Consider the following 20,182-nt stretch of genomic DNA (forward strand, 5'->3'; position numbering starts at 1 on the left):
ATGAGCCGCCATACTCCGGCAATGTCAATCCAGCTCACAGTGGCAGACTTATCGACTACCGAAGCCTTCTATGCAGGAATTCTGGAATTGCCGATCCGACGAGCACTTACAGTGCCTGGTGCCCCGGAACATCTTGAGATGAAAGTTGAAGGGTGTAATCTTATTTTTGTGGAAGAGGCGACAGTATTGAAGGTGCATCCGGTACTCGAAGAGCGGTTTGCCATGTTCCCGAAAGGGGTTGGGGCAACTCTCCATTTCAGGGTTGAAGGGTTGGATGAGATCTATCAAGCTATTATGGAAGAGGAGATGGAAATCCTCTATCACATGGAGGAACAGCCCTACGGGATCAAGGATCTCTGGTGCTTTGACCCGGACGGCTACCTGATAGTTCTGGAAGAACCTACTCGTTAGATATTGTGAGATGCAAGTACAGATCATTCTGGCTTTATGGATGACTGAGCCTGTTCACGATACTCTCACATACCAAACCCAAAAAGGGCCGCCAGGGCATGGCGGCCTTTTTGCTACTTCTTATTTTCACTGTCTTTCTTTTTAGTTCCCCGGTCCCCGAGGTCGCATGAATCAGACATTCAGGTGGGGACCCCCAAGCGCGGCAGGATATATTTCTGCAGGACAATCCAGAAAACAAAAACGCCAACTAAAATGAGCAGATCTTTCATTCTTGTCACCTCAAGGACCAAATATATCAGATATTTGGTTTTGTGTATATATGTAGATTGCATTATCTCTTAATTGCGGGAACCGCCTGGAAATTGCGATTGCCTCATGTATAATTCAACGGTCCGGATGTTATTTCAATGAAAAGGTTTTCTTTAATGTCTCCAGTTATCGTCTACAATATCTTTGCCTTCATATACGGTGCCGTGGTTGGGTCGTTTCTCAATGTCTGCATCTGCAGGCTTCCAGAAAACCGTTCGGTAGTATCGCCTCCATCGAGCTGTCCACTCTGCGGCTACCGGATCAAGTGGTACGACAATATCCCGATAGTAAGCTATATCCTTCTCGGTGGGAAATGCCGTTCTTGCAAGGCTCGTATATCAATGCGCTATCCATTGGTTGAGATCATTAACGGCCTGCTGACCCTGATGCTCTTTATCAAATTCGGCCCGACGCTTTCTTTTCTCGCCCTGTTTATTTTATGTTCGAGCCTGGTGGTGATAACATTCATCGACTTTGACCATCAGATAATTCCTGATGTCATAAGCCTGCCTGGAATTGCCGTGGGTTTCGCCTTCTCCTTCTTTCTTCCCTGGCTTGGATGGAAAGACTCACTTATCGGGTTGCTGGCCGGCGGTGGCAGCCTGTTGCTGGTTGCCTATGGCTATCAACTGCTTACCGGCAAGGATGGCATGGGGGGCGGCGACGTCAAACTGTTAGCCATGCTGGGTGCTTTTCTCGGGTGGCGCTCCATTCTTTTCATAATCTTTTCTGCTTCACTGGTAGGTTCAGTTATCGGGGTTGGCCTCATGATTGCCCGCGGTCGCGATTCGAAGCTACCTATACCGTTCGGCCCTTTCCTTGCTTTGGGCGCAATCCTCTATATATTTTACGGCAGCAGGATAATTGATTGGTATCTTGGCCTCTCGCGGCTTGGAGGGCAATAAACCCCAAATGAAAAGCTTCAGGCCAAGCCTCACTCTTTCCATTTTGGCAGTATTGTCCTCAATCTTGTTGCTGAACTGGCTTCTGCTCGGGGCTATCTCTTTAAGCCTCTCCAAAAAGGATCTTTACTCTATGAAGGGGCAGGAGGGGAGCGCTCTTCTTGCAACAATGCTAAATTCCGCCCCTTATCCCCTTGTATTGAGTAATGTGATCGAATCAGGATTTTCCGGTAAAACCAGGTCCCTGCAGGGCATTCCTGATTTCGCCGGTCTGCTGCTGGTTGATCATGATGGCAAAGCTGTTTACGCGGTTGATGATAAACGCGGCATCGATCAGAAGCTGGCGGATACCATCAAATCCGGTGCCGGGTCGTATCTCTTGGGCGACAGTGCCCGTGAGATTCATGTATATGCGCCCATCCTGCATGAAGATCTCTGCATCGGCGCAGCGCGCCTGACACTGTCTCTGTCTGGCGAACATGAACGGCTTGCCAGGTCACAACGGCTTCTTATGGCCTATTTTGTTCTGGATTTTCTGTTGCTTCTTGGTATGGGGTTTGTGTTTCTGAGGAGAAGTGTCGTTGCGCCCATGCGGCATCTCCATGCTGCAATAGAGCGGGTTGCCAAAGGTGATTACGGGCAGACGGTTCATGTGCCAGGCAGCGCTGAAATAGCAGACCTTTCTGATTCCTTCAATGCGATGGTAACGACCTTACGCAACAATCGGGTAGAGGTGAGGCAGCATGTCAGCTCACTGGAAGAGGTAAACCGCCAGCTTAAAGAGGCCAGAGAAGAAGCTATCCGTTCCGAAAGACTGGCATCCATAGGTTTGCTGGCCGCCGGTACCGCGCATGAGATCGGCACCCCTCTTGCCTCAATAATCGGCTATGCCGGCATCCTTTCCGATGAATTGTCCACTGACCCGGAAAAAAGGGACTATTCCCGGCGTATCGAGCAAGAAGCAGGACGGATTGACAGAATTGTCCGTGATCTGCTGGATTATGCCAGACCTCTGAAATGTCAGTTGGCACCGGTGGAGATACCGTCACTTATCAAGGAGACTGTTGCGCTGCTGGAAGGGCAGGGCGCACTGAAAGGTCTAACTGTATCATTCTCTGTGGCTGAACCGCTTCCTGAGCCGTATATTGATCGGTTTCAGTTTCAGCAGGTGCTGATCAACCTGCTCTTAAATGCTCGTGACGCGATGTCATCGGGAGGGCGCATAGAGATTAAAGCCGGGATTGAAGAACAGATTGACCGGAGGAGCGCTAAATCACCTTCAGGCAGATTTATGGGGAGGCGCAAGGAAGACTTTGGCTCAGCCTTTCAGAGCACCTTTACCTTAGGGAATACGTACAAAATGCTCAGGGTCGATATTCATGACAGTGGTTCCGGGATCTCGCCAGAGAACCTGGAGCGGATCTTCGATCCGTTTTTTACCACAAAAGAGCCCGGGAAGGGCACAGGCCTGGGGTTGTCCATCGCTGCCAGGATTATTGATTCATTTGGCGGGCGCATAACCGTGACCAGCGATCAAAGGTTGGGGAGCTGTTTCGGTATTTATTTGCCGGTCCCGGCAACCGGAGGCTCAGAGAACCATGAAATCTCCTGAAAGCAAACGTATTCTGGTGGTAGACGACGAGGAAAATCTTCGCCATATGCTCAAGGTAATGCTCCAAAAGCTCGGTTATTCGGTGGAGCTGGCGTCTGACGGTAGCGAAGCGCTGGAGCTGATGCGAAGTGACCGCTTTGATTTTGTGCTTTGTGATATCAGGATGCCTGTGGTCGACGGGACTGAGTTTATAAGCAAGGCTGTGCAATCAGGGGATCCGGCAACAATTATCATGATGTCTGCCTATGGCACGGTCGATTCGGCCATTGAGTGCATGAAGCTGGGCGCATACGATTATATCTCCAAGCCGTTCAAGAGTGATGAGATCGCTTTGGTGCTCAAGAAGGCCGAAGAGAGGGAGCGACTGAAAACGGAAAACCGCCAGCTCCAGGCGGCGGTAACTCGTGAGTTTTGTTTTTCCGGAATCATAAGCAAGAATCCTCGAATGCTCGAAATCTTCTCTCTGGTCGAGAAGGTCTGTGACTTCAAAACCACTGTTCTCATTCTTGGGGAGTCAGGAACCGGAAAGGAACTGATCGCCAAGGCGCTGCATTTCAACAGTGTTCGGCGCAAAGGGCCATTCATCGCGGTAAACTGCGGCGCAATCCCTGAGAACCTCCTCGAAAGCGAGCTGTTCGGTCATGTTAAAGGCGCCTTCACCGATGCCTTCAGTGACAAAACAGGGCTTTTCGAGCAGGCTGATGGTGGGACGCTGTTCCTTGATGAAATCGGTGAGATGCCTTTGTCGCTTCAGGTGAAATTGCTTCGGGTGCTACAAGAGGAGGAGATCAGGAAGGTCGGAGCGTCATCGTCAAAAAAGGTTGATGTCAGAGTCGTATCTGCCACTTCAAGGGATCTGGAAGCGGATGTGCTCAAGGGGCGCTTCAGGGAGGACCTTTTTTTCAGATTGAACGTCTTTGCGCTCACGCTCATGCCGCTCCGAGAGAGAACAGAGGATATTCCGCTTTTGACAGAGTATTTCTTGAGCCGCTATGGGGAAAAATTCGGAAAGAATGGCATCCGGTGTAACCAGAGTGCCATGCAGCTTCTTTTGGAATACCCATGGCCCGGCAATGTCCGGGAACTGGAAAATACCATAGAACGCGGGGTAGTCGTGTGTGACGGCACTGTTCTTGGCCCCGAATGCTTGCCTGAAAGGCTTCGTCGTATTAATGCCAGGGAGTTGCCTGAAGTCATACCCCCTGACTGTATTTCTTTAAAACGCGCCGGCGAACTTCTTGAAAGGGCTTTTATTCGGCGAGCTCTTGAAGCGACTGGTGGTAACAGAAGCCACGCAGCAAGGATGCTTGAGATAAGCCACAGATCGCTACTGTACAAGCTTAAAGAATACAATATTGAGTAGTGTGAAATTAATGCGTAGTATTGATGGAAACGCTATGCAAATATTGCGGTATAATTCTTACTGTTACTGTATGCGCATTAAATAACCTGTAGAAAATGCAAGCTAATGCTCTCTTTGGTTGATGTGGCACTTCAATTGCTTTAATTTTTTATCACTCATTATAAATAAATACTCAATATTTCTATGATTCATGACGAAAGGTAGACTATGAAGCGAGTGATTATTGCTGGACTTTTATTGATGCTCCCTGTCGCATCTGCGATTGCTCTTCAGTTGGACGAGAGCTGTTCCGGCGGATCGGGCCACTCTGGCGAAGATTGTGCGAAGTGCCATAATTTGGATTTGAATGAAGCAAGCAAGCTCGTGGAGGGAGTAGGTAAAGTCCTTTCTGTTAAGCATTCACCGGTGCGAGGGCTTTTTGAGGTTGCTTTGGAAAGCCAGGGCAAAAAGGGAACCGCTTATGTCGATTATGCAAAAAAACACCTGATTGCCGGGACGATCTTTTCTCTGGAAACAAAAAAGCAAGTGGTTGATGGACCGCAGCTTCCTCAGTCAAACCCCGCGAAGGTGGATATAAACTCCTTGCCGACAAAGTATTCGATTGTTCTCGGAAATCCTGAAGGGAAGAAGCGACTGTTTGTTTTTACCGATCCCGATTGTCCGTTCTGTTCCAAACTGCATATGGAGTTGATCAAGCTGATCTATATGGAGCCCGACTTGGCGATTTATGTGAAAATGTTTCCACTTAAGATGCACCCCGGCGCTTATGACAAGGCGAGGGTCATACTGGGCGGGGACGCGCCATATCTGCTCAATAAGGCTTTTGCCGGGGAACAGTTGCCAGCGCCCGGGCCTAAGGATGCAAAAGAACCAGTTGATGAATCTATTAAACTTGGCCAATCGCTGGGCATAGCTGCAACGCCTACGCTGGTGCTACCGGACGGGCGTATAGTCAGCGGCTTTCGCGATGCTGCCAAGATTAAGCAGCTTGTAAATGGAGAGATTGAGAAGTAGTTAGATGTTTTCTCGGCCTAAAGAGAAAGGTTAAGGAGAGCAAGGTTATGAAAAGATACAGCGTTGTAATTCTGGTAGTTCTGTTCCTGTCCATCCCCTTGTTTTCGGCAATTAGCTCAGCTGCAGATCAGTCTGTTTTTTATGGCATCTTGGTCAGTTTTAAAGGGAATACCCTGACTGTTATGGATCAAAAAGGGACCACTGAGCGATTTGATGTCAATAAGAACACTCTAGTGTCTTCCCGTGAAGGTACAGCCAGACTGGAAAAGTTACTCCCTGGGACGCGGCTGAGCGTTACTGCCAAGGGTGACAGGGCTGTTATGATCACCATCAAGGAGGTGCCGAAATGAAGCGTCTGATCATTGTCCTTTTTTCGGTACTCACGTTATCACTACTGTTGTCGTCTTTATCTAACGCTGCAACCAATACGGTAACCACAACTCCAGCGGATGACCCGTCTTTTCTGAATCCTGTTGCCGTTGACGTTAATATTTACTTTACTTTCGGCGTTACCGTACCGTGGGACGAAATTTATCACAATAATCAGTTACGAATTACACTCAGGAAAAAAGGGACAACGGCAAATCTTTTGACTTCTTCGGATTTCACGCGTTGGTCTACTTGGTCCGGTAGCTGGGTTGATCCCGATAGTGGGTCAAAAAAGAGTAACTGGTACAAGGCAAACCCGTCGACTGACCTTTTGCCAAACACTGTTTATGAAATTGTTATTAATAAGAGTATCGAAGACGATAACGGTGATGGTTTAGGTAATTCCAATATCCTTGTGACATTTAAAACGGCCGGGGCTGCTCCTACTGCTGCAAAAATCATTGATACTGATCCGAACAACAATGATATCAACATCCCGCTCAACCAGCCGTCGGTTTCAGTGAAGTTCGACCAACAGGTGATAGCTTCAACTGCTGCAGATGCTAATTATGCTGACTCTGTTATCAATCCGGCAAATTTTTACATATCCCCTGCCGTAGCAGGGACACTCTCCTATGATGCCGGGCAGTCCATTGCCAAGATTACTTTTTCATCCGCCCTAGCCCAAAATACGACCTATACCGTTACGGTAAAGAACGTGAAAGATGCAAACGGGAATTATGTCGCCAGCCAGCCGTATTCATTCTCGTTTAAGACGGTTGCCGGCGATACTACAAAGCCTACCTGCAGTATCGTGACCCCTGCTAACGGTGCAACTTTGGTATCTATTGCAACGGACATAGTTATTAAATTCAGCGAAGAGATGAACCCGGCAACAATCAATTCACCGGCTACTACAATAACGGTCAATGGTGGTGTTACCGGTACTGTTACCTACGATTCCAGCGGCACAATGCAAGCTACATTCGTGCCGTCGGCCCCGCTTGCGTATTCGACGACCTACACGGTGACGGTCTCAACAGCCGCGAAAGACCTCTCCGGTAACGCAATGCAGGCTGCGTACACTGCCTCATTTACGACAGCTCAAAACACCCCTCCGGCAGGTATGGGCAATTTCTGTCAGGTTCCACCTTTTGCTGCGAACACAGCGGTAAAGCCCAATGTCTTGCTGATGGTTGATAACTCAGGGAGTATGAATGAGTTTGCGTACAAGAATAAGGGGTATGGCGACAGCAACTACGACACTAGCTATGATTCCGGAAAAACCTATTATGGCTATTTTGATTCGACAAAAATGTTTCAGTACGACACGACTTCTGGCGGGTTTTTCAAGATCAACTCTGCTGCCGCAATCGATAAAACCAGCTTTTGGTCAGGGAATTTCCTTAACTGGCTGACAATGCGGAGAACCGATCTTGTCCGAAAGGTGCTGGTGGGAGGGAAGATATCTCCACGGTCTGCCTCAACAGCAAATTATGTGTTGGCTCATGACAACCCTGACCGTGATTACTACAAAAGGTATGTGAATAACTATTATGTCATTGACAACGGCAAGATTTACTCTTGTGGCAATAATTCCGAGTGTTCATCCAGTAACGCGGCAAATACTTATAATGTCAAAGTATATGTGGGTGATAACCCTCCAGAAGAAGGTCTGATTATCAAGATGGTGGACAGGATCAACTTTGGGATCATGTTTTTTAACACCGGCACAAAGTTTGAGGACAACCAGAATAACTCTAAAGATGGCGGCTATGTGTCGGTTGACATCGGTTCATCCGGCACCAATCTGGTGACACAGGTTGAGAATACCAATCCGACGACCTGGACTCCCTTGGCCGAGACTTATTATGAAGCTACCCGATACTTCCAGGCAACCACCAGCATGTTTAACGGAGGAACCTATAACGGTAAAGACCCTATTACCTTCGCCTGTCAGAAAAACTTTGTCCTGATTCTCACCGACGGTGAATCAACGAAGGATCAGAATTTGCCCGGAGGGAACTGGGGCACGCCGGTTTCGGATGATAATCCTTCACCTTATACATTTAATGTAAAGACATACATGGACAAGATTGCCGCGAATGAAGGATATGCGAGCCAGTGGGCCACTTCGCCCAATACTAGCGATGGTTCCTATTACCTCGAAGCGGTGGCTTACTGGGCGCACATTACTGATTTACGAACCTCCACCATGGGTAAGAGCGATATTGCAGATAAACAGAACCTCACAATATATGCCGTATTTGCTTTTGACGACTCAAATCTTGGCAGGGATCTTTTGCAGAAAACATGCAAATATGGGGGGTTTGATGACTCGAACGGCAATGACAAGCCAGATCTGAAAAGTGAATGGGATAAGAATAATGATAATATCCCTGATACTTACTATGAGGCGCAAGATGGCAGCAAACTGCCGGGAGTGCTTGAAGGGGCGCTGCTCGATATTCTGACAAGAGTTTCTTCCGGTACAGCGGCATCAATCCTCAATAACAGTGAGGGGAGCGGGGCCAATCTTCTACAGGCGGTATTTTATCCGAAGAAAGCCTTTGTGGAAGGATCAGACGTAAGCTGGATCGGTGAAATGCAGAACCTTTGGTATTATGTGGATCCAGCCCTACAGAAAACTTCGATTCGAGAAGATTCTGATCAAAACTTTATCCTGAAAGTAAAGACGACACCGTCAGCGAGTCCGCCTGAAGGTGACAAGGTTGTTCAATTTTACTTTGACACATCTGATAACCAGACAAAGGTTAATCGCTATGAAGATGCTGATGGGGATGGTTCTGCTGATTCCTCAACCCCGATAGACACGATTTCGCCGGATTATGTCAACAGCATTTGGCGGGCTGGCAGAATGCTCTGGGCAAGAGATCTTACCCGCGCTGACGGAAAGCAGGGGCCGAGGACTATATATACTCATTCAGGACTGGGATATGATAGCGCTACTTCCAAGCTTGCAACCCTTTCATCGTTGCTTACGACGGATACTGATGTCCAGTCCCTTTTGCAGGCCGCCAATCAAACCGTAGCACAGGATATAGTCAAGTATGTAAGTGGTGAGGATCTGGCCGGAGCACGATCAAGAACAGTAACTATAAAAACATGCAGCAACAATCGCGTAAAGAACTGCAGTCTTGATAGTGAATGTTCTCCCGGAACATGCGTTAACAGTTCATCGGTCTGGCGCCTGGGAGACATAGTTTCCTCAACTCCGAAGCTTGTTTCAAGTATCAGAATGAACAACTATTCTCTCGCCGCGCCAACAGGGTATGCAGATAACAGTTACGCTGCTTTTGCGGCTTCAACTACCTACAAGCAGCGTGGAATGGTTTTTGTTGGTGCCAACGACGGTATGCTTCATGCCTTCAAACTCGGCATTCTCAAAGAAATTAACGGTACAACCGAAAAAGCCAAGCTGGTTGATACTTCAGACAACACAGCGACTGCCGATAATGAACTCGGCAAAGAGATGTGGGGTTATGTCCCACGTAATGCTTTGCCTTATCTTGCCTACCTGAAGGAGCAAGATTACTGTCACTTGTATTATGTAGACAAGACAGCATCACTGCTTGATGCGAGCATTGGAACGGACGGCACCGATACCGATTACTGGAAAAAAACTAAAGCCGCAAATGGATCTACATGGCGGACTGTCTTACTGGGAGGTATGGGGCTTGGGGGTGCCTGCAGGGATTCTTCAGGAGCTTGTGCAGGTGAGGGGTGTGTTAAAACGCCTAGTTCTGGGAATGGTTTATCCTCCTATTTTGCACTTGACGTTACTGACCCGGAATCACCGAAATATATGTGGGAATTTCCGAGTGCTGAAATCGCTGCAGATGCCAACACCACATCTCACGCAGCGGCCAGGGGGGCACTTGGTTTTTCAACCACCGGCCCAGCAATTGTAAGAGTCTCAACCAAATCTCCTGATACCTGTAGCCCTGCAGATGGGTTGGCTGCAGATCCAAAAGTTTATTGTTCCCCAAATCATGACAAGAACGGGCGATGGTTTGCCGTTTTCGCTTCCGGTCCCACAGGTCCTATTGATACGGCAACCAAGGAGTTCAAGGGACAATCCGATCAGAATCTCAAGCTGTTTGTTGTTGATCTCCGGACAGGTACGCTTCTTCATACAATCGACACTGGGATAGCAAAGGCTTTTGCTGGGTCCCTTTCTACAAGTTTTGTCGATACCGATCGATACAGCTCTTCACTTTCCGGTTTCTATAGCGATGATGTCATTTACATCGGGTATGTGCAGAAGGATACATCTGTAACTCCGAATACCTGGACCAAGGGGGGGGTCCTCAGGTTGTCAACAAAGGAAGACCCTGATCCTACAAAATGGCAGCTCTCCACTCTGATAAACGGTATCGGCCCAGTGACTTCATCGGTTACAAAACTTCAGGACAGGAATAATTATTCTTTGTGGGTTTACTTTGGGACTGGTCGATATTTCTTCAAGCAGGACGATCCTTCTGCAGTACAGCAGAAGCTTTATGGCATCAAAGACCCCTGCTATTCAACTAACAACAGGCAGGCGCATACTCCGAAGACCAATGCCAGTGGTGCCAGTAATCGTTTTGACCCAACCTGTACCGATACGGTAACTGAGTCTTTGGTGGATCAGACAGGTGACGCTTCAACAGCGCCTGCCAGCACTCTTGCCGCGACTGCTGCCGGCTGGAAGATTCAATTGGAAGCCTCAGGGGTCGATAGTTATTCAGAGCGGGTGATTACCGACCCAATAGCAACGCCATCTGGTGCAGTTTTCTTTACCACGTTCAAACCGAGTTCCAATGTCTGCAAATTCGGCGGTGAGTCATTGGTCTGGGCGGTTAAATACAATACTGGCGGAGTGCCGCCATCTGCTGCGATGCAAGGAAAAGCGTTGTTGCAGGTTTCAACCGGTGCTTTTGCTGAATTGACCCTCCGGGAAGCTTTCAAGCAAAAAGGGGCACTTGTCGGTCATCAAGGATACGAGGGACGGCGGCTCAACGAGAAAATTTCCGGAGTTCCTCCTGCTTCTCAGGGGCTGGCGCTTATCACTAACCCACAACCGATGAAGAAACTGTTGCATATCATGGAGAAATAGGACAACGCCTTAAAAGCATTTTGATTCCAGGGGCTGGCAATGATTAGGCACATTTTCCTATCTTATAATAAATCGTCTGGCGGAGAATCTGGATTTACTCTTGTAGAGTTGATTACCGTTATTGCAATCATGGGAGTATTACTTTCAATTGCTACGATCAATTTCAGGCACTACAGGGTCAAATCTGGGATTGAAAACCAAACTCGAGAAATGTACGCCGATATCAATAGCGCCAGGATAGATTCAATTCACACAAAGAAGAGGCATGCGGTGATACTGAACACTAATAGTTACGCGCTTAAGAATTTTACTACCAATGAGCCAACTACTGCAGGCAGGACGCTTGTAACCAGAGCCATTCCCAACGCGATTACCAAGGAGGGCGGAACAACCTATGCTAATGAAATGATCCTGTTTGATATCAGGGGTTTTACTGATTTTGGGACAACTTTGGTTGTGAATCCTCTTGGCAATGAAGCAAGTCAGAACTGTATTGTTGTTTCGGCATCAAGGATAAACATGGGGAGGGTGGCAAGTGACAACACCTGTCAGTTCTGATTCTAAGGGGTTTACTTTACTGGAATTTCTTGTTGCGCTGGTTATTCTCACATTTGGCATCCTTGCCCTGTTGCAATCGGTCAATCTTGCCATAAGCCATAATATGACCAATCAGCTTCGTTTGGAGGGGGCAATGGTGGCGGATTCAGTGCTTGCAACCGAGCTTTCTAAGGGTGGCACAACAGCCGGGTTTGCTGCGATTTCAACAGTGACGAGCAAGCTTTTGATCTCCCAAAAAGTTATGAATGGTTTCAGGAACTACTCAGTGACTAAAGTAGGCAGTTCTGTGACAGATAACACCAAGCGAGTGGATGTTGTGGTGGCTTGGAGATACAAGAAAGACAGGTTCCAGCATGGTGCCTCGACCCTTATTTCAAAGATACAGTAGTAACGGGCTCATTATGACTTTACGAAACGACCGAGGTTTTACACTGGTTGAACTGATTGTGTCGATGGCGGTCTTTATTTTCGTCATCATGATAACAACAGATGCTTTTAACCTGATACTTTTGCAGACATCAAAGCTGATGCAGAGCGAAGAGAGCAATATTGAAGGAATCGTAGGGCTGGAGCAGTTTAGGCATGACTTGCAGCAGTCAGGTTTTGGGCTGCCTTATGCCTTTGTCAACTCTGATGGCACTGCTTCTGCTAATGATCCACAGTACGAGGAGGCCAAGGATTCTCCTGCTTCAGATTACAATGATGCGCCAAGCGGGATACCGAGAGCTATTATGTCCGGCAACGATCTCACTGGCGTCGGCAATATAGTGACAGGTTCGGATTATCTAGTTCTTCGTGGAACATCCTTGGCAAAGTCAGCAGCATCACAAAAATGGACATATGTTAGTTATTCTTCAACTTCTCCTAAACCTCATGCATGGCAATCATCAGGGGAGAACTTTGTCAAAAATGACTGGGTGATTGCCTTGAGACGGGCATTTACCAATGGTAAATATGTAAATCAGCTTGTTTTAGATCCAGATATCCTTCCAAGTGTAACCTCAAATCTCTATTATTCTTTTACTTATGATCCAACAGGATTCCTAACGCCGGTTGCATTTAATCCGTCTACTAAAAATGATATTTTTTTCATCTATGGCATTGCGGCAAAAGACTTAGATGACATCAGCATGCCTTTCAACAGGACAGACTACTTTGTTCTGCGCCCCGCTGAAGCCAAAAGCATGCCGGCCTCTTGCGCTCCAAACACTGGGATCTTGTATAAGGGTAACATTAATCAAGAAGATGGGAAAACCAATTATTCCCTACCTCTAATGGATTGCATAGCCGATATGCAGGTGATATACGGGTGGGATCTTAAAAGTGGAGGAGCATCTGGCACTGATGGATTGATCGATACCTATTCCCGAGCTGATGGTGGCGCGGTTAGTGGTGAGGCATCAATTGCTGAAGTGAAGGGATGTTTAGGGACAGACGCGCAACAGCCTGGATATCCCGCAGCGCCGGAATGTATTCGGACAAGTCTCAAGCTGGTCAAGGTGTTTATTCTGGCCCAGAATGGCAAAAAGGACCCAAATTACACCAGCCCTGCAAGCTACCAGCTTTTTGATACCGGTGAATCGACGCTTGGCCGCACCTACGCCTTGGGAAACAGCATGAGAAATTACCGCTGGAAGGTATATAAACTTGTAGTCCGGCCAAAGAATCTTACCAGCAATAATTGATAGGCGGGACCGATATGAAACTCCTGAAAAATGAGCAGGGTGTGGCGCTGGTTACTGCCCTTATGCTTACCCTCATATCCTTGGGGATCATTATGGCTCTTCTCACCATGATAACCTCTGGGGCAAAGCTCTCTGGAGCGCAAAAAAGGTACCGTACAGCGATGGAGGCTGCTCATGGCGGGACCGAGGTTGCCATGAAAGATATCTTGCCGATGATTCTCAGAAACTATTCTGAAACAAACCTTGTATCACAGGTGGAGAGCGGTTTCAGCGGTATTGGGCTTCAAGTTGCAACCACTAAAACATGTCTTCAAGCTAAACTTACAACACCCATAGCACAGTGGCCATCAGATTGCAGCTCAGCAATGAGTCCCAGACAGAGCCCTGATATGAGTTTTACCCTTCAAGCTACTGCAGGAGATCCATATAAAGTTTACGCAAAGATAATTGATACGGTTTCAGGGAATTCCGATCTAAGCGGACTGCAGCTTGAAGGGTCTGGGGTTGCTGAGAGCTCACCCATTCTAACTCCACAGCATTTCCCCTATCTTTACCGGGTCGAGGTTCAGGGGGAGCGTTCGTCAAATGCCAGGGAGCAGGCCAATATCTCGGCACTGTATGCTTATTGATACTTCGTTAGAGGTTTAGTTGCAAAATATTGATTTAAGAATGTCACCTGCCCGCCGATAAAAAAAACATCTTCTTCATATTCTCATTGACGACGTCCCTCCCTATCCGTGAAGTCAAAAGAATTGCACTTTATTGACTCATTCTATGGAATGAATAAATTGTCGCAGTTTGTTGGACTTTTATGGAAATAGTATGACAATAACATATAATTATATTAAACTTCTTGACAATTGTAGAAAATGCGGTACATTTCCGCTAAATATAGGAAATGTCTTAATATATGGTGGAACAGGCATGAAAAGTAAGAACAGCGTAAAAAAAATCAGAGAAGCTAAGTTGATGAGCAAGGCTGAGTTATCGAGACTTGCCGGGGTATCTCCGGTCACCATTGATCGCATTGAAGACGGGAAGGAATGCAGAGTGGAGACCAAGAGAAAGATAATACTGGCGCTCGGCTTTTCTCTTGCCGAAAAGGACAAGGTTTTTCAGGAATAATCCCAGGATAGGAAAAGCTCATGTTATTCCAACGAAAAAAGGACATTCTCGGGATTGATATAGGTTCCAGTTCCGTGAAGCTTGTTCAGCTAAAACAGCAGAAAAATGGCTACAGCCTTGTGAATCTCGGGCTGCTGCCCCTACCTCCTGAGGCAATTGTCGATAATGCCCTTATGGACAGCTCATCTATCGTGGAGAGTGTTAAGAACCTTATAAAAAGCCTCAATATTAAAGATAAGGAGATCGCCTGCTCTGTATCAGGGAATTCGGTCATTATCAGGAAAATATTGCTTCCTGCAATGCCGCCAGAAGAGCTTGAAGAGCAGATTCAGTGGGAGGCCGAACAGTATATTCCTTTTGATGTCAACGATGTTAATATTGATTTCCAGCTGCTTGCCCAGGACGAGAATGACCTTTCAAAAATGAACGTGCTGCTTGTGGCCAGCAAAAAAGACATAATTAATGACTACACCACAGTCTTCAGCGAGGCCGGGTTGAAACTTGTGGTAATGGATGTCGATTCTTTTGCTGTTCAGAATATATTTGAGTTTAATTATGATACCGACCCCGACGAAGTGTATGCCCTGATAAATGTAGGCGCCAGCATTATGAACATTAATATAGTCAGGGGTGGGATCTCTTTGTTCACCCGTGATGTTCAGATGGGCGGTAATCTTTATACAGAAGAGATTCAGAAACAGTTTGCTTTATCACGTGATGATGCAGAGCGTGTCAAGCTCACTGGTGACATTCAGGAGCCTGAGCGACTGAGTGACGTAATAGACAGGATCAACGACACCCTGGCGATAGAGATTCGCAGATCGCTTGACTTCTATAACTCAAATGCAAGTGATGGGAAAATTTCCAAGGTGTTTTTAAGCGGTGGTTGTTCAAAGACTTCTAAACTTGCCGAAGCTGTGAGTGAACGTCTTGGAATGCCTGTTGAGATATTGAATCCATTCCAGAAAATTAAATTTAGCGAGAAAGAGTTTGACCCTGAATACCTTCAGGCAATTGCGCCGTTAATGACAGTTGTTACTGGCTTGGCGACAAGGAGGTCCGGGGATAAATGGTAAGAATTAATCTACTCCCTGTCAGGACAAATAAAAAGAAAGAGACTGCTAAACAGCAGGTTCTTATTTTCGCGCTTGTTGTAGCTGGGTGCTTGGTTGCTTGCATAAGCGTTTATTCGCTTACCCTAGCGAAGATTGCGGCCACAAAGCAGGAAATCGGCAAATCTGAAAAAGAGATTGCGATTCTGAAAACTAAAATAGGCGAAATCGATAACATCAAGAAACTCCAGGACGAAGTGAGACGGAAACTTGATGTTCTCAATCAGCTTCGTAAAAACAAGACCGGGCCTGCAAGCAGGCTTGCTCATATATGCGATGCCATACCCGAAAAAGTATGGCTGACAAAATATGTCGAAAGCAGTGCCGCGACTTCATTGGCTGGCGTTGCATACAACGAAGAACTGATTGCCGAGTTGATGCGCAACCTTATGGCAACCGGCGATTTTTCTAATGTTGAACTCCAGGTGTCAGAGCAGTATGAAGTTGTTGGCGTAAAAGCAAAGAGATTTGAACTTATTTGCACTCTGAAGCCGGTTCAATCAATTGCCCCTAAGGATGGAGGTGCTCCCAAGAAGTAAACAACGGCTTCCAACTCACTGGAGATGGCTTATCCGTATGATAATTTCTTTGGGGATAATTTATGGATCCGAATATTGAAAAAATTCTGAAGCTTCCAGCCAAACAGAAGTTAGCTATTCTTCTACTGGTAGTTATCGCTATCGGCGCTGGCTTCTTTTTCGGCCTTCAACAGCCAAAGTTAAAAGAGTTGAAGGCCCAGCAGGACACTCTGGCTAAGATCCATGACCAGGTTCAGGAGAAGAAAAAAATTGCGGATCAGTTACCTAAGTACCGAGCTGAATATGCAAAGCTTCAAAAGGACCTTGATAGCGCTCTGACCGAGCTTCCGAACCAGAAAGAGATCCCATCCCTATTGACCAGTATAACCAATGTCGGGAAAGCGGCAGGGTTGGATTTTTTGCTTTTTAGGCCAAAGCCCGAAGTCGCCAAAGGGTTTTATGCAGAAGTTCCTGTTGATATAATAGTTTCCGGTGGGTTCATGAATATTGCCAACTTTTTCATTGCTGTGGGCAATCTCCCAAGAATCGTCAATATTGGAGATGTGAACTTTGCCGACATCAAATATGACAAGGATAAGGGGCGTACTAATCTGCGTGTCACCTGTCTTGCAACGACATTCCGATTCCTGGACAAGAAAGAGATCAAGGATGACAAGAAGAAGAAATAGTCTCAAGATCGCCTTCCTGTTACTGGCTTTAATAGCTGGAGCTACTGGATGCAAAAAGGAGGAGAACGCCGCGCCTTCTCCAGCCAAGGCCGCCAAGCCTGCACAACAGGTTGTGCAAAAGCAAATGACATCTGCAGGTGGGGTTGTGGCAAAGGGTGTTCAAAAACAGCCATCTTCTTCAAAAGGACAGGTTAAAGCGATTCAGCAGCAGAGTTCGTCAATCAAGCGTGTCGCAATCAATGAGTCGCAAATAGATTTCTCCAACAGAAAAGACCCTTTCAAGCCTTTCATTGTCCAACCTGTAATGCCTGTTAAAAAAGGAGTTACATCGGCCAATCAAAATGCCCTTCCCATACAGAGCTTTGATGTTAACAAGTTCATGCTTGCTGGAATCATTGCCGGCCTTAAAGAAAATCGCGCCTTGATTGTGGATCCTTATCGCAAAGGGTATGTGGTCAAGGCTGGGATGTTGCTGGGTAACAACAATGGCCGTATAACAAAAATCTCGAATAATGCCGTAGAGGTTCTCGAACAGTTCCGTGATGATAATGGGATACTTCGTAAACGTACTGTGCGGCTTGTTCTGCCTCAGAAAAAGTAAGGAGACAGTCAGATGAGAAAACATCCGTTCAGTAAGCTGCTCACTCATGCACTGACCGTCGTGGGAATGATCCTGGCGTTATGGACCGGATTGGCCTCGGCAGCGGTTGACAAAGGGGCGGATTCTCCTGCCTTGCTTAAAGCGATCAATGCTTCGCCTGATGGCTATCAGGTTGAGATTGCTGCGGATAGAGCACTGACATTCACTTATTATAAAACATCAAATCCGCATCGGGCAGTGATCGATCTTGCTCAGGCTGATGCCGGAGAACTGCCGAAAAACATGGAAGTTAATGCCGGCATTATCAAGAGGATCAATGTCACCAAACATACTTTCGGGGCAGGTTTTTTGAGCAGGGTCGAGATCGTTCTTGCTGCGGATGAAGAGTTTACCGTAACGCCGAATCCGGAAGATAAAGGCCGCCTTGTTATTGCATTTACAAAGCCCCAAGCGGCCCAGTCTGTAAAGCCCGAAGAACAAAAGCAGGATGAAGTAAAGGTTTCGGAAAAAGCTGCTGAAAGTGCACCTGTGGTCCCTGCTGTTACAGCTGCTGTTGCTCCTGCGTCTCCCAAAACGGCTGCTTCTCCCGATGCTCAACCTGGTAAAAATGAAGCTAACGCCCAGAGTGCATCTCCCGCAGCCACACTTGTCGCATCTGAAAAGTCAGATAGTGCAGTAATTGAGGTCACAGCGGTCGAAGCTTTAAAAGACTCAATTGAAATCAAGATCAAGGGTCAGGTTTCATTCAAGAGTTTCAGGATGAACAAGCCAGACAGGCTTGTAGTTGATGTCTTCGGGGCGAAAACGTCGATAAAAGCCCAAGCTATCGATCTTAATTCCTTTGGCGTCGGCAAGGTGAGGATTGGTATTAATCCCGATAAGGTACGTCTTGTTTTTGATGCCGCAAAAGACAAGTTACTGCCGAGTCAGGTGACAACTGGCGATGCCGGCCTGAAAGTGATCTTTTCTCCGGTTGGTGAGTCAAATGAATCAAAGGTAAAAGAAGCACCAATTGCAGAAGTTCCTCCAGCTCAAACTGAAGCAACTACCGTAAAGAAAAATCTCAAATCAAGGGGAGCCGGTGTTGTTGAAGCGATTGATTTTGAGGTCAAGGGCGATAATTCACTAATTACGGTAACCGTTAGTGGTTCCTGTGAGCCGGGGCGACCGGTGAAGGTCGCTAAAGGGATGACCTTAACATTCAAAAACTGCCAGATCTCTCGTAAACTCCAGCGGTTCATAGATTCAGGGTCATTTCCGAGTGTTGTTCAAGGCATAACCCCGCTCAGCATCAAGAGAAAAAATAGCAATGACACCAGGCTTATCGTACAGCTCAGGGCTGATGCTCCCAATAAGCTAACTCAGTCCGGTGAAAAATATGTGTGGGAGTTTAAGAATACCAAACTGCCTCCCGCAAAAGTGGATAAGAATGTCCCGGAGCTTTTGTCCGGCGATGTTAAACCCCAGAAATCCTTCATTGGAGAGCCATCAGAAAATGAGCTTGCCGGCGAGACTGGGGTTGAAATCCTGGCCGACGACAAGGCCAATAGTTTTGTTCCGAAGGTGGTTTCTAAAAAGAAATATACTGGCCGCAGAGTTTCACTCGAATTCTCCGATGCAGAAGTGCGCAAAATATTCCAGTTGATTGCCGAGGTCAGTAACCTCAATTTCCTTATTGCTGACGACGTAACCGGCACAATCAGTATCAAGCTGGTCAATGTTCCTTGGGATCAGGCACTGGACGTTATTCTCGAATCCAAAAATCTTGAGATGAAGCGTGAAGGGAACATTGTCCAGATCAAGCCTAAGGGTAAGTTCAAAAGCGCTCAGATTGAAGAGCAGGAAGCAAAGAAAGCTCAGGAACGTGCTTTGCCGCTGGTAACTGAAATCTTTGATGTAAACTTTGCCGATATTGGTGAGGTTCAGGCTCAGTTTGAAAAGATCAGGAGTGAGCGAGGGGTCATTACTAAAGACGGTCGCACCAATCGGGTTATAGTAAAGGATGTCCAGCCAGCGATTGAAGAAATGAAATTCCTGCTTAAAAATGTAGATATGCCTGAGAAGCAGGTGCTTATCGAAGCTCGCATTGTTGAGGCAACCTCAACTTTCTCTCGCGATCTCGGGGTGCAATGGGGGCTCCATTACAAGGATGGCTCGGCATCAATGGCCGGCATTAACAGCATTGACACCGGTTGGGGTGGAGTTATAGGGATCACCCCACCTACTTCAGGTTTTAACTCTTCCAGCACATCCGGCGCATCCATGGGGCTATCATTCGGGAAACTGACCAGCAATATCCAGCTTGATCTCCGTTTGTCTGCTGCAGCCAACGCCGGTCTGGTAAAGATTGTCTCCAGCCCGAAGGTTGTCACCTTGAATAACAAGCAGGCGAAGATTTCCCAAGGCCAGGCAATCTATCTCCCTTCGACTTCAGCAGAAGGAACAAAACAGGATAAAGTCGATGCTACCCTCTCTCTGGAGGTTACGCCGCACATAACTCCCGATGGCACCATATCCATGAAGATCACTGCCAAGAACGATGCGCCGGGTACCGCACCATCCGGGGCAACTGCCGCAGTGAACAAGAAGGAAGCCAATACGGAACTGCTCGTGAAAAATGGTGAAACAACAGTTATCGGCGGTATTTATGTGGACAGCGATACCGAATCCGATTCCGGAGTACCATATCTCATGGATATCCCGCTGCTCGGGTGGTTTTTCAAATCCAACACCAAGGTCAAAACCAAAACCGAATTGCTGATATTTATAACACCGAGAATTATTTGATATATATA

Annotated in this window: 17 protein-coding genes; all 17 read left to right on the forward strand. The window is 47.0% G+C overall.

The features are described 5' to 3' along the window. The 17 genes from KI809_RS14985 (at position 1) to KI809_RS15065 (ending at position 20,174) form a co-directional block, all read left to right on the forward strand. Positions 1-411, forward strand: a complete 411-nt coding sequence (locus KI809_RS14985) for a VOC family protein (protein ID WP_214172393.1) — start codon at positions 1-3, stop codon at positions 409-411. 425 nt (positions 412-836) lie between these two features. Further along, positions 837-1,625, forward strand: coding sequence for a prepilin peptidase (locus KI809_RS14990; protein WP_214172539.1), 789 nt, complete (start codon positions 837-839; stop codon positions 1,623-1,625). Between the two features lie 7 nt (positions 1,626-1,632). Beyond that, a complete protein-coding gene (locus KI809_RS14995; RefSeq protein ID WP_214172394.1) occupies positions 1,633-3,234 on the forward strand; it encodes a sensor histidine kinase in 1,602 nt (533 codons plus the stop codon). Further along, entirely contained in the window at positions 3,221-4,597 is a 1,377-nt protein-coding gene (locus KI809_RS15000; RefSeq protein ID WP_214172395.1) for a sigma-54-dependent transcriptional regulator, read from the forward strand. The genes KI809_RS14995 and KI809_RS15000 overlap by 14 nt, the downstream gene beginning before the upstream one ends. Before the next feature lie 207 nt (positions 4,598-4,804). After that, entirely contained in the window at positions 4,805-5,611 is an 807-nt protein-coding gene (locus KI809_RS15005; RefSeq protein WP_214172396.1) for a DsbC family protein, read from the forward strand. A 47-nt stretch (positions 5,612-5,658) separates the two neighbouring features. Next, positions 5,659-5,961: a hypothetical protein gene (locus KI809_RS15010; protein WP_214172397.1), complete on the forward strand. Its 303-nt coding sequence runs from the start codon at positions 5,659-5,661 to the stop codon at positions 5,959-5,961. After that, positions 5,958-11,099: an Ig-like domain-containing protein gene (locus tag KI809_RS15015; RefSeq protein WP_214172398.1), complete on the forward strand. Its 5,142-nt coding sequence runs from the start codon at positions 5,958-5,960 to the stop codon at positions 11,097-11,099. The genes KI809_RS15010 and KI809_RS15015 overlap by 4 nt, the downstream gene beginning before the upstream one ends. A gap of 39 nt (positions 11,100-11,138) precedes the next feature. Next, positions 11,139-11,657, forward strand: a complete 519-nt coding sequence (locus KI809_RS15020; protein WP_214172399.1) for a GspH/FimT family pseudopilin — start codon at positions 11,139-11,141, stop codon at positions 11,655-11,657. Then, a complete protein-coding gene (locus KI809_RS15025; protein WP_214172400.1) occupies positions 11,635-12,045 on the forward strand; it encodes a type IV pilus modification PilV family protein in 411 nt (136 codons plus the stop codon). Before KI809_RS15020 ends, KI809_RS15025 begins: the two co-directional genes overlap by 23 nt. A gap of 13 nt (positions 12,046-12,058) precedes the next feature. Then, the gene (locus KI809_RS15030) at positions 12,059-13,342 is read left to right on the forward strand and encodes a PilW family protein (RefSeq protein ID WP_214172401.1); all 1,284 of its coding nucleotides are present in this window, start codon (positions 12,059-12,061) and stop codon (positions 13,340-13,342) included. Positions 13,343-13,356: 14 nt separating this feature from the next. Further along, on the forward strand, positions 13,357-13,971 hold the full coding sequence (locus KI809_RS15035; protein ID WP_214172402.1) for a pilus assembly PilX N-terminal domain-containing protein: 615 nt from the start codon (positions 13,357-13,359) through the stop codon (positions 13,969-13,971). 295 nt (positions 13,972-14,266) lie between these two features. Next, positions 14,267-14,467, forward strand: a complete 201-nt coding sequence (locus KI809_RS15040; RefSeq protein WP_214172403.1) for a helix-turn-helix transcriptional regulator — start codon at positions 14,267-14,269, stop codon at positions 14,465-14,467. Positions 14,468-14,487: 20 nt separating this feature from the next. Then, positions 14,488-15,543, forward strand: a complete 1,056-nt coding sequence (gene pilM / locus KI809_RS15045) for a type IV pilus biogenesis protein PilM (RefSeq protein ID WP_214172404.1) — start codon at positions 14,488-14,490, stop codon at positions 15,541-15,543. Continuing rightward, the gene (locus tag KI809_RS15050) at positions 15,537-16,118 is read left to right on the forward strand and encodes a PilN domain-containing protein (protein WP_214172405.1); all 582 of its coding nucleotides are present in this window, start codon (positions 15,537-15,539) and stop codon (positions 16,116-16,118) included. Before pilM ends, KI809_RS15050 begins: the two co-directional genes overlap by 7 nt. A gap of 62 nt (positions 16,119-16,180) precedes the next feature. Further along, the gene (locus KI809_RS15055; protein ID WP_214172406.1) at positions 16,181-16,786 is read left to right on the forward strand and encodes a type IV pilus inner membrane component PilO; all 606 of its coding nucleotides are present in this window, start codon (positions 16,181-16,183) and stop codon (positions 16,784-16,786) included. Beyond that, positions 16,767-17,387: a pilus assembly protein PilP gene (locus KI809_RS15060; RefSeq protein WP_214172407.1), complete on the forward strand. Its 621-nt coding sequence runs from the start codon at positions 16,767-16,769 to the stop codon at positions 17,385-17,387. Before KI809_RS15055 ends, KI809_RS15060 begins: the two co-directional genes overlap by 20 nt. Positions 17,388-17,399: 12 nt before the next feature. After that, a complete protein-coding gene (locus tag KI809_RS15065; protein WP_214172408.1) occupies positions 17,400-20,174 on the forward strand; it encodes a type IV pilus secretin PilQ in 2,775 nt (924 codons plus the stop codon). The last annotated feature ends 8 nt before the right edge of the window (positions 20,175-20,182 follow it).

Origin of the sequence: Geoanaerobacter pelophilus (assembly GCF_018476885.1) — a bacterium.
Classification (GTDB): Bacteria; Desulfobacterota; Desulfuromonadia; order Geobacterales; family DSM-12255; genus Geoanaerobacter; species Geoanaerobacter pelophilus.

Coding starts and splice junctions, on each gene's coding strand:
- pilM (WP_214172404.1), top strand. CDS start 14,488: ATGTTATTCCAACGAAAAAAGGACATTCTCGGGATTGATATAGGTTCC.
- KI809_RS15060 (WP_214172407.1), top strand. CDS start 16,767: ATGACAAGAAGAAGAAATAGTCTCAAGATCGCCTTCCTGTTACTGGCT.
- KI809_RS15065 (WP_214172408.1), top strand. CDS start 17,400: ATGAGAAAACATCCGTTCAGTAAGCTGCTCACTCATGCACTGACCGTC.
- KI809_RS14995 (WP_214172394.1), top strand. CDS start 1,633: ATGAAAAGCTTCAGGCCAAGCCTCACTCTTTCCATTTTGGCAGTATTG.
- KI809_RS15000 (WP_214172395.1), top strand. CDS start 3,221: ATGAAATCTCCTGAAAGCAAACGTATTCTGGTGGTAGACGACGAGGAA.
- KI809_RS15035 (WP_214172402.1), top strand. CDS start 13,357: ATGAAACTCCTGAAAAATGAGCAGGGTGTGGCGCTGGTTACTGCCCTT.
- KI809_RS15055 (WP_214172406.1), top strand. CDS start 16,181: ATGGATCCGAATATTGAAAAAATTCTGAAGCTTCCAGCCAAACAGAAG.
- KI809_RS15015 (WP_214172398.1), top strand. CDS start 5,958: ATGAAGCGTCTGATCATTGTCCTTTTTTCGGTACTCACGTTATCACTA.
- KI809_RS14985 (WP_214172393.1), top strand. CDS start 1: ATGAGCCGCCATACTCCGGCAATGTCAATCCAGCTCACAGTGGCAGAC.
- KI809_RS14990 (WP_214172539.1), top strand. CDS start 837: ATGTCTCCAGTTATCGTCTACAATATCTTTGCCTTCATATACGGTGCC.
- KI809_RS15030 (WP_214172401.1), top strand. CDS start 12,059: ATGACTTTACGAAACGACCGAGGTTTTACACTGGTTGAACTGATTGTG.
- KI809_RS15010 (WP_214172397.1), top strand. CDS start 5,659: ATGAAAAGATACAGCGTTGTAATTCTGGTAGTTCTGTTCCTGTCCATC.
- KI809_RS15050 (WP_214172405.1), top strand. CDS start 15,537: ATGGTAAGAATTAATCTACTCCCTGTCAGGACAAATAAAAAGAAAGAG.
- KI809_RS15040 (WP_214172403.1), top strand. CDS start 14,267: ATGAAAAGTAAGAACAGCGTAAAAAAAATCAGAGAAGCTAAGTTGATG.
- KI809_RS15005 (WP_214172396.1), top strand. CDS start 4,805: ATGAAGCGAGTGATTATTGCTGGACTTTTATTGATGCTCCCTGTCGCA.
- KI809_RS15020 (WP_214172399.1), top strand. CDS start 11,139: ATGATTAGGCACATTTTCCTATCTTATAATAAATCGTCTGGCGGAGAA.